Origin of the sequence: Corynebacterium timonense, from assembly GCF_900105305.1 — a bacterium.
In the GTDB taxonomy this organism is placed as follows: Bacteria; Actinomycetota; Actinomycetes; order Mycobacteriales; family Mycobacteriaceae; genus Corynebacterium; species Corynebacterium timonense.
Genome location: NZ_LT629765.1, coordinates 2,301,881 through 2,314,527, shown reverse-complemented (window position 1 = coordinate 2,314,527; position 12,647 = coordinate 2,301,881). Strand labels below are relative to the sequence as shown.

The following is a 12,647-nucleotide window of genomic DNA, read 5'->3' as shown; positions in this document are numbered from 1 at the left end:
GATGATTATGTCGCATCGAGCGCGCGCGTTTGGGGTTGAGCGACATCGGCGGGGGCCGTCGAGGCCGAATCTCCGTGCCGTGGTAGAAAAGCACAGCCGACGACCAAAAGTCCGGCAGGATGCTCGCAATGAACTAAGACGCGCCCCTAAGGGTGATTCCACCCCGGATCGCGCCCTAGCTCCACGGCATTCCTTACGGCCGCGCGCATAGCGGCGGCTCCGTCGCGCTCAGAGCGACTGGTTCCTGCTCCTCCTACCAAACACTCGGTGCCGGGGAAAAGCCCAGCTGTAATGGAATCCGCTTAGGAGTGCAGTGAAGGAGACTCAGAAAGCCGCCCTACCGCTGTACGAGATCAATTAAAGACTGAATCGGAGGAGCCAGCGGAATAATGCCCAGCAAACCCCCGACAACTGCCGCAATGGCCAGCACAAAAGCAACTACCACACCACCAGCAGCGAACGCTGAAGAACCCACGGCGGTCAAAGAGGAGGAATCCGACCACGACGATCCCGAGCTGCTCTTGCTCGGGGCGGGTGAAGCAATAACGATCTTCTGGCCGTTCGAAAACTCGACCACCGTATTCCCCTCGGAGTCGAGATACTGTCGCTCGATCGACAATGCCCCGCTTGGGATGGTGACAACGGTGCCATCCGAGAAAGTCAGCACTGTATTGCCTTCACCATCGACCCCTTGGGCAACGATCCTAGACGGTTCGCCTTGCTCGCCCTTGGGGCCCTGCTCACCGGGTTCGCCCTTGGGGCCCTGCTCACCGGGTTCGCCCTTGGGGCCCTGCTCACCGGGTTCGCCCTTGGGGCCCTGCTCACCGGGTTCGCCCTTGGGGCCCTGCTCACCGGGTTCACCCTTGGGGCCCTGCTCACCGGGTTCACCCTTGGGGCCCTTAGCGATCTCGATCACCGAGCCATCACTCAACTTAATGATCACCGCGCTCCCGGTTTCTTCCGTCCCCACGATTTGCCTGTTCGGCGGAACCGTGACTACCTGCCCGTTCGAAAGCTTCAACGTGGTCGAACCGTCCTCGTTCTCTATGACCGAAACAATTTGAATCAGTTCTTCCTCGCTCAGCGCTTCCTGCAAGAGTTTTCGCGCTTTAGACAACTCGTCCTCGGATGGGATGCTTTGACCCGCATCCGGCAAACAGGCCTTCAAATCTTCGTAAAGATAGAAGTAGTCAAACTCTTCATTGATCGGTTTGCACGAACGGCCAAAATGTACGGCCCGTTCATTGTGTTGCATACGCACCAACCGAGTTCCGTTCTCATGCTTGAAAACATTCCATTCAATGTTCCCCATCATCGGGTCCGACTGCGCCTGGTTAAGAACCGGATAGGTCTCATAGTTAAACAGCTCGCCCGGGCGGAATTTCTGATTCGCACCAATCTCCGGGATAGCAAGAACGGCGTTGAACGGGGTCAGAATCTCGTTGTGGCTGAAAAGAAGCTGCCCAACCTCTTCGTTGTTTTCGGAGGCGTCGATCCCCGCGAAAATCTGGTTGAGAAGAGGTAAGCCATTTGCGTTCGAGTGGTCCTGCCCTTCCAACCCGACGCCGCGCTTATAGAATTCGTCAATTGCGGTGCACTGCTGCACGGACCGGTACATGTCCTCTGCCCCGGGAATAGCGGGGAACGGTCCGACACCAGCTGCTTCTCGTTCAACCGACATCAATTCTGAGAATGCACGCGCCTCAAACAGATCTCTGGCGCGCCCGCCGCAGTACCCATAAAAAGAGGGCTTGCGCGAGCCTTGCAGCTGCTCAAATACAGCATTCGCATACGGCTGAACTTCTGCTGTCCAGTTTTCCGGGATGCCCTTCACAGCCTGGTAACCCGGATCCGTCTGCAGGTAAGCTTCCCGACGCTGCTGAGCTGGTGACTCGGGGACATCTTGGTTTTGCAAGACTTCTTTGTTTTGTGTTGCCCTATCAGGAATCTGTGCAACGACGAATCGATGGGCAATCAACTGTTGTGCGAAAATCTCGCCCGTCTCAATTGAGCGCCCTTTTGTGGAGGCTTCTAGACGCAGCTTGGCTTCACTATCCGAAAGGAGCTCTCGATTCCTTTCAGCAAAACTATCCGCGAGTTCACGGGATTCTTCACGGCCAAGGCCCGTAAGGTTTCCTCCGCCGATCTGATCGTGGAGCTGCCGAAGCTGGCGGAGGTGATCCTCGATCTCTTTGCCCAGCTCAGTTCGAGTGGGAGCTCCACCAAAGAAGTCCACCCGTCCAGCAGCTTCAAGGCCGTTGATTAGCCTGTCGTAGTATCCCGAATCGCTTGAGGTGCGGGACCCGTGACGAGCAAAAAGTGCAGAGTACGATGGCTCAAAACCGTCTGGCGCTTCTTGCAGCTCCGTGGAAAGCTTTGAGGCCTCGTTAGAGTTGGCGTACGACGTGTTGGAACCTGTGAACGATGGGGTTGTCCGCGCAGAGAACTCCGCCGAATAGTCTGCAACCTGTGCAGAACTGACGGAAGCATTCTGTGCGATCACGGCCGCGGCAAGGGAAATGACAAATGCGCCGCTGAATTTACGCATGTTTCTCCAATCGTGGATGCAGCTGAGAACAGGGGTAAACCTTGCAAATTCCCGGGAGAGTGATCTCTAGATCACCAATTGGACAATATAGTGCCGCTCCCAATCAACCGCTCGTCAAAGACGAATCGCCAGTCCAGAAGGCATTTTTCTTCTGTACGGAGGTCCGCGATTCCGTCACGTGTACTATCTGGCGCCATGGGCATGCATTGAATTATGTCCTATCTTATTCACACCTTATTACAAGCTAGCTATTATATAGAGCCACAACACGCGAGAAGAAACCGAAAACACAAGGCTCGAGATTTCGAGCGCACTGATTCAGACCTGCACCCCTAGCTCGCCGCTCCTCTCGCTGGGCACGTCACATCAAAGGTGATCCAGTGTGCGGGCGGCATCCCAGAATGGGTCCCCACATGTGCGTTGCGGGGGCCCTCACGTGCGCTATCGCATCACAGTCGCCCCGTTTCACGTGAAACCTATCCTGGGAAGCGTGCGGCGGCGGCCGGCGCCACATCATTCCTGCCGTAGCCACAAGCACCCCAGAGGAAACCCGCTATGATCACGCCCCGTTTGCTCGTCGTTTCCGCCACATCCGCGCCCGGCGGGTTCTTCCTTGCCGCTTGGGGGGGGGAGCTGCTCGAGAACCCCCGAACCGAAGTAGAAACAACCGTATCTAGGTGTACTTCCCCGGGAGGTTGTGAACGGTGTGAGCGGATGGGGGAAGCCTCCGGTAGTGGAGTAGGTATCCACACGAACACCGATCCGGAAGGCTTCCATGACACACCGTAACGCACCTTTGACCCCGACCGGCAGAGCAAGGATGGTTGAGCTGGTCATCACCCACGGATGGACGCAGCGCCGGGTCGCTGAACGCTTCCAGGTCTGACCAGCCACCGTCAACAGGTGGGTGAGCCGGGCACGCCGTGGCGAAGTGCTCACCGACCGGTCACACCGTCCCCGCACGTGCCCGCACCAGCTGCCGATGCGCACCCAGCGCCGCATCATCACACTGCGGTTTACCCGCCAGTGGGGCCCACACCGTATCGGTTGCCATCTCGGTGTCGCGCGCTCCACCATGCCGAAACTAGCCCGCATCGACCAGGCCACCGGCCTGCCGGTGCGCAAAGCACCACCAGTACGCTATGAACGCAGCCAACCCGGGGACATGATCCATGTCGACATCAAAAAGCTCAGTCGCATCCCCGACGGTGGCGGCTGGCGCGTGCACGGGCGTGGCTCTGAACAGGATCGCCGGGCGGGCCGCGCCCGCAACGCACAAAAACAGGCTGGTGCACCCGCCGGGCGCGAGTATTCCTACCTGCATCACGCCGTGGATGACTACTCACGGATGGCGTACTCGGAGATCCTGACCGACGAAAAGAAAAACACCGCCGCCGGTTTTATGCGGCGTGCCTGCGCGTTCTTTTCCCTCCACGGTGTCGAGGTCACACGGGTGATGACCGATAACGGAGCCTGCTACCGTTCCACGGCGTGCAACGCCGCCCTTGGGCACGATTACGCATGTCTCCACCAAGGCGTACCGGCCGCAGACCAACGGCAAGGTCGAGCGGTTTAACCGCACCCTGATGCAGGAATGGGCCTACATCCGCCCATACACCAGCGAAAAGGCCCAGCAGCAGACGTATACGGAATTCATCCACGAGTACAACTACCATCGAGCCCACACCGCCATCGACGGCCTCACCCCCGCACAACGCGTTCACAACGTCACGGGGAAGTACAGCTAGACGAGCTCCTCGCCGCGACCGAGGGAGTCGACCTCACAGTGGACGACCGCATCCTGGCGAACTTTGCTGGCAGGTACCGCCGGTTCTAGAGCGGAGTATGGCCCCGCAGATCATCAACAACCCGCTTGGCTGCGAGGAGACCGAGGCCAGTTTCCTCCCGCAGCTTTTTAACCGCGGCGATGTGGTTTCCTTGGTTGCTCAGATCCCGCACGGCTTGCGATACCAGGGGCGTATACGCGGGGGGCCGCACACCGGCCCGCGCGGCGAGTTCGGACACGGTTGTTTCCAGCTGACTGACACGGATGAGGAGATCGTCCACGAGTTGTTTATCTCGACTTAAGAAGACCATGGGCCCAAAGATAGCTGGACAGTTAGGCCAATTCCACGATCTCCATGTACTCATCGCTCCACATGTCAAGCTCCGGGTGGGGTTCCCCGCGCAGGCGGGGATGAGCCGCCTCCGACGCACCAGGGCCCCTAACAAATCCGCGTTCCCAGCGCAGGCGGGGATGAGCCGCCCGCCTCCACGAACAACGAGCGGCCCTCCGGCGCCCGCCCACGCGACGATCTACCCGCCCCGCGCGGATACCAATCCCCAACCCCGCACCTCAGCCCCATATCACCTGGCATACTCACAATTATGTACACCCCAGCCCGGACGATCGTTCTGCCTACTGCTGTGGCGGCCGCAGCGCTGACCCTCTCCGCATGCTCAGCGACGACGGAACCTCCGCAGCCGCAGACGGTGACGCAGACGACGACGGTTGAACCGACCGTCGAGACGCACACACCCAGCACTCACTCCACCTCCGCCGCGCCGGCTGCCTCCGTGCGTTCCGTCGATGTCACGCAGTTGCAGCAGGTGAGCCCGACACTGTTCGACGCAGACGGATCGAAGATGTTCTCCTTCGTCAACGGCGGCGCAGCGAGCCAATGCGTTTTTTACGGCGCTGTCACGTGCTTCGGCACCCCCGACAAATCGGTGCCCGACGTGGACGGCGGCCGGCCCGGGGCCGTTCAGATCTCGGCCGACGGCGTGGCGTACACCAACGCGGAAGGCATCCCGCCCGCCACGGCCGAACTCAAGCCGGGGCAGTGGGTGAACCTCGGCAACGTTCAGTGCGCGAAGCCGGACAACGAGTCGCTGGTGTGCACCTCCGACTCCGCCGCTTTCGAGATCGCGGGGGCGGATCATCGCATCGTGACCGAGGGCCCAGTGCTCAGCTCCCGGGAACTGACAGAGAAGGCCCTGGCGCAGCCGGGGATGGGGTACGAGACCGGCACGGACGTACTCGTTCAGGGCCCAATAATGTGCGGCGCGATGGAGGGGCACCGCCTGGCGGACGTCGTCACGGGCGAAATCACGTGCGCGGAGGCCATGGACGTCCTTGACCGCTACGACGCGAGGAAGTTCGAAGAAGGTATGGGAAATACCATCTCGGTGTCGTTCGACGGGTGGGATTGCTCGTCCCCGACGGCGGCGCGATCAGAAGAGCTGGGAGCGGCCACAGTGTGTTACAACAAGCAGCGCGGGATCGAAATCCGCGACCCGCTTATGGGCGTGTCGGCTCAGTAGTCAGCCCACCCCGCCCCTCACTCCGACGATGTTTCACGTGAAACATTTGCCACGCCCTGGGCCGCGCGCTTGGCAAAGGGCGCCACGCCGGTGATTGTCGCCGCGCCCGGGCCGACCATGTCGCCGTAGCCGACGAGGAAGAGGGGAATGGGGGCGTCGAGAAGCGAGCGCACCGGCTCAAGCGCCGGGCGGAAGCCCGTGCACCAGATGAGGTGATCGGCGTCGACCTCGTCGAGCGAGTCGAACATGGGCGTCGCGGTGAGGCGGCCGGAGTCGCGGGCCTCGCGGACCTGCGGAAGGGCGACGATGTCGCCCAGGTTCGAGTCCGCGCCGGGGTCGGGCTCGCCGCACTGAATCGCCAGCACACGCTGCCGGTTGCGGCGGAACAGCACGCGGCCGTCGACGTCGTCGGGCATCCACCGCGGCTCCTGACGCGTGTACCACGTCACGTCGGCGACCTCGGTGAGCTCCGCGGCGATCTGCGCGCCCGAGTTCCCGCCCCCCACCACCGCAACGCGCGCGCCGCGGAAGGGCTCCGGGCCGGGGTAGCGCGCCGAGTGCCACTGCTCGCCGTCGAACGTGCCGGGGTAGAAGGGCACGAAGGGCGCCGACCACGTGCCCGTCGCGGCGACGAGCGCGTCCGCCGTGTAGGCGCCCGCGGTGGTGTCCAGGCGAAACACCGCGCCGTCGTGGCCCACCCGGTCGACGTGCACGGGGCGCTTCACCGGCAGGTCGTAGCGCCTTTCGTACTCCGCCAGGTACTCCACGACGTGCTCCGCGGGCGGGAAACCGGGGTAGTGGGGCATGGGCCAGCCGGGCAGGTTGGAGAACTCGCTGGCGGAAAACAGCGTCATCGAGGGCCACACGTGGCGCCACGCGGCGCCGGGGCCGTCCTGGTCGTCGAGGATGAGGAAGTCCACCCCGTACTTGCGCAGGTAGTAGGCCGTGGCCAGGGCGGACTGTCCGCCGCCGACGACGATCGCGGAGTGGTGCTCAGCCAACGGACAGCACCGTCCTCAAGTCCGCAAACAGCTCCGGGCGCACCGTATGCACCACGCGGCGGCCCTCCGGGCGCCGGGCAAGAAAACCGGCCTCCGTGAGGCGCTTGAGGTGGTGCGACACCGTCGGCTGGCTCAGCTCCAACGCCTCCGCCAGCTCGCCGACCGTGGTGGGCGGGCAGCCCTCGGCGGCGAGCAGGGAGATGATGCGCAGGCGCACCGGCTCGCCCAGCACCTTGAACGCGGCGGCATGGCGGTCGGCGTCCGCGGGGGAGAGCGGCTCGGTGGTGAGGGGGCAGCACGGTGGGGCGTCGACAAGCATGCGTCGATTATATCGACCGTGGTCTATATTTAGGGCCATGTCGCTCTTGGACCGCTTCATTCCCCTCTGGATCCTGCTGGCCATGGCCGCCGGCCTGCTGCTCGGCCGCACCGTGCCCGGGCTCGCGCCCTTCCTCGACTCCCTCACCGTCGGGGGCGTCTCCGTGCCCATCGCGATCGGCCTGCTCGTGATGATGTACCCGCCGCTGGCGAAGGTCCGCTACGACTCCACCCGCGAGGTCGCCACCGACGCCCGCCTCATGGGCGTCTCCCTCGTGCTCAACTGGGTCGTCGGGCCCGCCTTCATGTTCGCCCTCGCCTGGCTCTTCCTGCCCGATCAGCCCGAGCTGCGCACCGGCCTCATCATCGTCGGCCTCGCGCGCTGCATCGCCATGGTCCTCGTCTGGACCGACATGGCCTGCGCCGACCGCGAAGCAACCGCCGTCCTGGTCACCCTCAACGCACTCTTCCAGGTCCTCATGTTCGGCGTGCTCGGCTGGTTCTACCTCCAGGTGCTGCCCGCATGGCTCGGCTTGCCGACGGCCACCGCGGCCTTCTCCTTCACCGCCATCGTCACCTCGGTGCTCGTGTTCTTGGGCATCCCCCTCGCCCTGGGGGCACTCTCGCGCGTGGTGGGGGAGCGCGTGCGCGGGCGCGACTGGTACGAATCCACGTTCCTGCCCGCGATCTCCCCCCTCGCTCTCATCGGCCTGCTCTACACCGTCGTGCTGCTGTTCGCGCTGCAGGGCGAGCAGATCACCACCCAGCCCGGCGCGGTCGCACGGACGGCGCTGCCACTGCTGTGCTACTTCATCGGCATGTTCTTCCTCTCCCTGCTCGTGTGCAGGGTGGCCGACTTCACCTACGAGCGCACGGCGGCCGTCTCGTTCACCGCCGCGGGCAACAACTTCGAGCTCGCGATCGCGGTGTCCATCGGCACTTTCGGCGCCACCTCCGGCGAAGCGCTCGCCGGGACGGTCGGCCCGATCATCGAAATCCCCGTGCTCGTCGGCCTCGTCTACGTCATGCTGTGGCTGCGGCCCCGCTGGGACGCCTCACCCCGCGCGCACGCGGTACACAGCTAAACACCCGAAAGGAACCCCCATGGCCCCCTCAGTTCTGTTCATCTGCGTCGGCAACGGCGGAAAATCCCAGATGGCGGCGGCGCTGGCCACCCACCACGCGGGCGACGCCGTCGCCGTCTACTCGGCGGGCACCGCCCCCGGGGCCGGCCTCAACCCGGAGTCCGTCGCGGCGATCGCCGAGGCGGGCGCCGACATGTCCCAGGGTCGACCGAAGGGCATCGACCCCGACCTGCTCGCCTCCGTCGACCGCGTGGTCGTGCTCGGCGCCGACGCCGAGGTCACCCTCCCGCCCGGCGCGCGGGGCACGCTCGAGCGCTGGCGCACCGACGAACCCTCCGCGCGCGGCATCGAGGGGATGGAACGCATGCGCCTCATCCGCGACGACATCGACGCCCGCGTTCGCACCCTCCTGCGCGAGCTCTGACCTAGAACGGGAACGTCCGCCGCCGCGTCATTTTCGCAGCGCTTCCGCGTTCAGCACCACCGCGACGAGGAGGAACGCCACCGCCGCCCCGAAGCCGAGCAGCGGCGCCACGCCGTACAGAGGCAGAATAAGGATCGGCGTCAGGGCGTTGCCGAAGAAGCGGAAGGCCTGGATCGTCGACAGGATCTGGGCCCCGCGTGGCGACGCCAAAATGAGCATATTCACACCCACCTGCACCCCCTGCGCGGCGAGCACCGCCACGCCCCACAGCAGCGTTATGGCCACCATCGAGGGCGCGACCCCGACGCCCACCATGGCGCACGCACCGACGAGCAACGAGCCGACGATGAGCGGGCGCGGCCCCCGCGTGTCGGCGAGCCCGCCGACGGGGCGGGCGAAGAGGAACGCGGTGAGCCCGCCGGCCATGACGATGAGGCCGCGGGTAAGGGGCGGGGCGTCGAACAGCGCCTCGACGTGCAGGGAGATGAGAAAGCCCATGCCCACCACGCCGGCGCCGATGGCGAGCAGCGTGTAGACGGCGCGCAGCACCCGGCCGGGCGGCAGCCGCACCGCCTCCGACACCGCCCCGGAGGGCGGCACCGCGGGCAGGCCGACGCAGACGATGAACACCGCGAAAGCGAAAAGGGCGACGTACATCCAACGCCACGACGCCACCGTCACCGCCGCACCCGCGAACAGCGGAGCGGAGAAAAGCCCGAAGGCCTGCATCGCAGCGTAGGTGCCCATCGCCTTGCCCAGCTCGCCCGGCGCGGTGATGTGCCGCAGGATCAGCTGCAGCAGCGGCGCCGTGAACGCGTTCGCGATCCCGGCGACGATGTACGCCGCCACAAACGCCCACCACACGGGCGACAACACGAGCACCACCGACGCGCAGGCGATGGTGGCGTAGGCGACACGCACCACGCGGGTAGGGGAGAGGGTGCGCACCAAGTAGGTGGACACCAGCATCATGAACGCGAACGGCAGCATGTACGCCGTCATCGTCAGCGACGCCAAGCGCAGGGAGATGCCAAAATCCGCCGCGAACTCCGGCAGCACCACCGACAGCGACTGCCCGGCGAAGGGGCCGAGGAAGCCGCCGATCATGATGCAGAGGTAGCGCACCCTGCCCACGCCTCAACCCCCGATCAGGAGAACGCGTTGATCCCGGTCATCTTCTGCCCCAGGATCAGGGTGTGCATCTCGTCCGTGCCCTCGTAGGTGCGCACCGACTCCAGGTTCGCCGCGTGGCGGATCGGCGAGTAGTCGTGGGTGACGCCGTTGCCGCCGAGGATCGTGCGGGCCTCGCGGCAGATGTCGATGGCGACGCGCGTGTTCTGCAGCTTTGCCACCGAGATCTGGCTGATGTCGAGGGTGCCGGCGTCCTTCTGGCGGCCGACGTGTAGGGCCAGCAGGTAGCCCTGGTTCAGGCCCACCGCCAGGTCCACGAGCTTCTTCTGCGTCAGCTGGAAGCTGGCCAGGGGGCGGCCGAACTGGGTGCGCTCCAGCGCGTAGGCCAGCGCCTGCTCCAGGGAGTCGCGGGCCGCGCCGAGCACGCCCCAGCCGATGCCGTAGCGGGCCTCGTTCAGGCACATCAGGGGCGCCTTCAGGCCGAAGCGGGCGGAGAGGATGTTGGAGGCGGGCACGAGGGCGTCGTCAAGCGTGATATGCGACTGCGTGGACACCCGCATGGACAGCTTCTTCGTGATCGGCTGGGGGTCGAAGCCCGGGGTGCCCTTGGGCACGAGGAAGCCGGCGACCGTCTCCTCGCGGCCCTCCGGTGCCTCGTGGCCGGCGGCGGTGAGGTCCGCGGTGGAGACCTTTGCCCACACCACCGTGATGTCGGCCAGGTGCGCCAGGCCGATCCAGCGCTTCTCGCCGTTGAGCAGCCAGCCCTCGCCCTCTTTCCACGTCGCCCGGGTGATCATCGAGGCCGGGTCCGAGCCCGCCGTCGGCTCCGTCAGGCCGAAGGCGCCGAGCAGCTCGCCGCGCGCCATCTTCGGCAGGTACTCGTTCTTCTGCTCCTCCGTGCCGTGCTTGTGAATCGACGTCATCGCCAGCGAGCCCAGCACCGAGAAGATCGTGCGCAGGCCCGAATCGGCCGCCTCGACCTCCAGCATGGACAGGCCGTACTCCACGGCGGTGCGGCCCGGGCAGCCATAGCCGGGCAGGTGCGCGCCGATCATGCCCTTCTCCGCGAAGCGCGGGATCAGCTCGAGCGGCACGTAGGCGTCCTCGTACCACTGGCCCACGTGGGGCTTGATCTCCTCCTCCACGAAGGCGCGCACAGAGTCGCGCCACTGCACCTCCTCCGGGGTGAGCAGGGCGTCGAAGTTGATCAGGTCGGTTGCGTCGGTCATGGGTCCTTGCTCCTTCATGGTTAGTGGTGGGTGTGTGTGCCTGCCAGCAACGATATGGGCGGGGTCCGTCCCGCCCGCGGGGGAGTGCTCACGCCGTCGCCCCCTCGCCCGCCAGGTCGACGGCGAAGGGGGCCTGCGTCTTTTCCTTCACTTCGTCGAGTTCCACGCCCGGCGCGAGCTCCGTCAGGGTGAGCCCGGTGTGCTCGTCGACCTGGAACACGCCGAGATTGGTGATGATCGTGTCCACCACCGCCCGGCCCGTCAGCGGGTAGGTGCAGCTGCTGACGATGCGCGGGCTGCCGTCCGGGGCGGTGTGCTCCATGAGCACGATGACGCGCCGGGCGCCCTCGACGAGGTCCATCGCCCCGCCAATGCCCTTGATCTTCTTGCCGGGGATACCCCAGTTCGCGATGTCGCCGCGCTCGCTGACCTGGAACGCGCCGAGGATGACCGAGTCGACGTGGCCGCCGCGGATCATGGCGAAGCTCGTCGAGGAGCTGAAGAACGAGGCGCCCGGACGCACCGTCACCGTCTGCTTCCCGGCGTTGATGGTGTCCGGGTCCAGCTCGTAGAGCAGGGGGAACGGGCCGGTTTTGAGGATGCCGTTCTCGCTTTGCAGGATGATGCCCTTCGAATCGTCGATGTAGTTGGGCACCAAGGTGGGCAGGCCGATGCCGATGTTGACGTACTCGCCGGGGTTGAGCTCCCGCGCGCCGCGCTGCGCGATCTGCTCGCGCGACCAGCCCCCCGCCTCGCCGTCGCCCGCGGGGGCGCCGTCTGCGTCGTCCACCCGCAGAGTGGGCACCTCGACCGGCCGGTAGTGCGCCTGCTCGAAGGTGAGCGGCACGATGCGGTCGACGAAGATGCCGGGCACGTGTACGCCCGCCGGGTCCAACGCCCCGCGGGGGACGAGCTTTTCTACCTCCACGATCGTGACCTTAGCGTTCATCGCGCAGTCCGGGTTGAAGTTGCGCGCCGAGCTGCGGAAGACCAGGTTGCCGTCCTCGTCGGCCTGCCACGCGCGCACGAGCGCGAAGTCGGCCTTGACGGACTCCTCGAGCACGTAGCCGCGCTGCGCACCGCCGAAGGAGAACTCGCGCGTCTCCTTCGGCTGCGATTCCTCCACCACCTCGCCGTCGGGGCCGTAGCGCACGGGCAGCCCGCCCTCGGACACCGCGGAGCCGTATCCGGCCGGGGTGAAGAAAGCCGGGATGCCGGCGCCGCCGGCGCGCAGCTTCTCCGCCAGGGTGCCCTGCGGCACGAGCTCCACGTCGAGGCGCCCCTCCAGGTAGGCGCTTTGCACGTAGACGTTGCTGCCGATGTAGGAGCCGCAGAACCGGGACACCTGGCCGGCCTCGAAGAGCTTCGCCAGCCCGACCGGCTCCTTCCCGATCAGGGTGCCGGGGTTGTTGGAGTACACGGTGAGGTCGCGGGTGCCGCGCTCGATGAGGGCGTCGAGAAGAAAAAACGGGTTGCCCACCGCGCCGAAGCCGCCGACGGCGAGCGATGCCCCGTCGTGGACGTCGGCGAGGGCCTCCGCGGGGGAGAGGACAATTTTGAATTCGGTACGAGACATAACAGCTTCTT

10 protein-coding genes and 1 pseudogene are annotated in these 12,647 nt (G+C 65.4%); 5 read left to right on the top strand and 6 right to left on the bottom strand.

All coding sequences use genetic code 11. From position 1 onward, the window contains the following. Positions 1-337: 337 nt before the first annotated feature. Positions 338-2,548 (bottom strand): histidine-type phosphatase, encoded by a 2,211-nt coding sequence (locus BLT81_RS12805; RefSeq protein WP_155860787.1) that lies wholly within the window; start codon positions 2,546-2,548, stop codon positions 338-340. Positions 2,549-3,323: 775 nt separating this feature from the next. On the opposite strand from BLT81_RS12805, the pseudogene BLT81_RS11020 reads away from it, so the two are divergent. The 3 genes and pseudogenes from BLT81_RS11020 (at position 3,324) to BLT81_RS11010 (ending at position 5,872) form a co-directional block, all read left to right on the top strand. Next, positions 3,324-4,296, top strand: a pseudogene (locus BLT81_RS11020) (IS481 family transposase). 97 nt (positions 4,297-4,393) lie between these two features. After that, the gene (locus BLT81_RS11015; RefSeq protein WP_019193534.1) at positions 4,394-4,636 is read left to right on the top strand and encodes a hypothetical protein; all 243 of its coding nucleotides are present in this window, start codon (positions 4,394-4,396) and stop codon (positions 4,634-4,636) included. Positions 4,637-4,936: 300 nt separating this feature from the next. Continuing rightward, a complete protein-coding gene (locus BLT81_RS11010) occupies positions 4,937-5,872 on the top strand; it encodes a hypothetical protein (protein ID WP_155860788.1) in 936 nt (311 codons plus the stop codon). 17 nt (positions 5,873-5,889) lie between these two features. On the opposite strand, the gene BLT81_RS11005 is transcribed toward BLT81_RS11010, so the two are convergent. Next, entirely contained in the window at positions 5,890-6,873 is a 984-nt protein-coding gene (locus tag BLT81_RS11005; protein ID WP_019193536.1) for an NAD(P)-binding domain-containing protein, read from the bottom strand. Next, positions 6,866-7,192: an ArsR/SmtB family transcription factor gene (locus BLT81_RS11000; RefSeq protein WP_019193537.1), complete on the bottom strand. Its 327-nt coding sequence runs from the start codon at positions 7,190-7,192 to the stop codon at positions 6,866-6,868. Before BLT81_RS11000 ends, BLT81_RS11005 begins: the two co-directional genes overlap by 8 nt. 37 nt (positions 7,193-7,229) lie before the next feature. Between BLT81_RS11000 and arsB the strand changes: the two genes are divergently transcribed. Then, complete coding sequence (gene arsB, locus BLT81_RS10995) at positions 7,230-8,276, top strand: ACR3 family arsenite efflux transporter (protein ID WP_019193538.1); 1,047 nt, start codon at positions 7,230-7,232, stop codon at positions 8,274-8,276. A 19-nt stretch (positions 8,277-8,295) separates the two neighbouring features. Next, positions 8,296-8,700 (top strand): arsenate-mycothiol transferase ArsC, encoded by a 405-nt coding sequence (locus BLT81_RS10990; RefSeq protein ID WP_019193539.1) that lies wholly within the window; start codon positions 8,296-8,298, stop codon positions 8,698-8,700. A 27-nt stretch (positions 8,701-8,727) separates the two neighbouring features. Here the strand turns inward: BLT81_RS10990 and BLT81_RS10985 are convergent, their stop codons facing one another. The 3 genes from BLT81_RS10985 to BLT81_RS10975 all read right to left on the bottom strand — a co-directional run bounded on the left by BLT81_RS10985 (position 8,728) and on the right by BLT81_RS10975 (position 12,636). Beyond that, complete coding sequence (locus BLT81_RS10985) at positions 8,728-9,825, bottom strand: MFS transporter (protein ID WP_019193540.1); 1,098 nt, start codon at positions 9,823-9,825, stop codon at positions 8,728-8,730. Between the two features lie 23 nt (positions 9,826-9,848). Further along, positions 9,849-11,060, bottom strand: coding sequence for an acyl-CoA dehydrogenase family protein (locus BLT81_RS10980; protein WP_019193541.1), 1,212 nt, complete (start codon positions 11,058-11,060; stop codon positions 9,849-9,851). Between the two features lie 88 nt (positions 11,061-11,148). Continuing rightward, a complete protein-coding gene (locus BLT81_RS10975; RefSeq protein WP_019193542.1) occupies positions 11,149-12,636 on the bottom strand; it encodes a 3-oxoacid CoA-transferase in 1,488 nt (495 codons plus the stop codon). Between the last annotated feature and the right edge of the window lie 11 nt (positions 12,637-12,647).

Bases quoted from the DNA above. Each gene is read 5' to 3' on its own strand.
- arsB (WP_019193538.1), top strand. From the start codon at position 7,230: ATGTCGCTCTTGGACCGCTTCATTCCCCTCTGGATCCTGCTGGCCATG.
- BLT81_RS11015 (WP_019193534.1), top strand. From the start codon at position 4,394: ATGGCCCCGCAGATCATCAACAACCCGCTTGGCTGCGAGGAGACCGAG.
- BLT81_RS11010 (WP_155860788.1), top strand. From the start codon at position 4,937: ATGTACACCCCAGCCCGGACGATCGTTCTGCCTACTGCTGTGGCGGCC.
- BLT81_RS10990 (WP_019193539.1), top strand. From the start codon at position 8,296: ATGGCCCCCTCAGTTCTGTTCATCTGCGTCGGCAACGGCGGAAAATCC.
- BLT81_RS12805 (WP_155860787.1), bottom strand. From the start codon at position 2,548: ATGCGTAAATTCAGCGGCGCATTTGTCATTTCCCTTGCCGCGGCCGTG.
- BLT81_RS10980 (WP_019193541.1), bottom strand. From the start codon at position 11,060: ATGACCGACGCAACCGACCTGATCAACTTCGACGCCCTGCTCACCCCG.
- BLT81_RS10975 (WP_019193542.1), bottom strand. From the start codon at position 12,636: ATGTCTCGTACCGAATTCAAAATTGTCCTCTCCCCCGCGGAGGCCCTC.
- BLT81_RS11000 (WP_019193537.1), bottom strand. From the start codon at position 7,192: ATGCTTGTCGACGCCCCACCGTGCTGCCCCCTCACCACCGAGCCGCTC.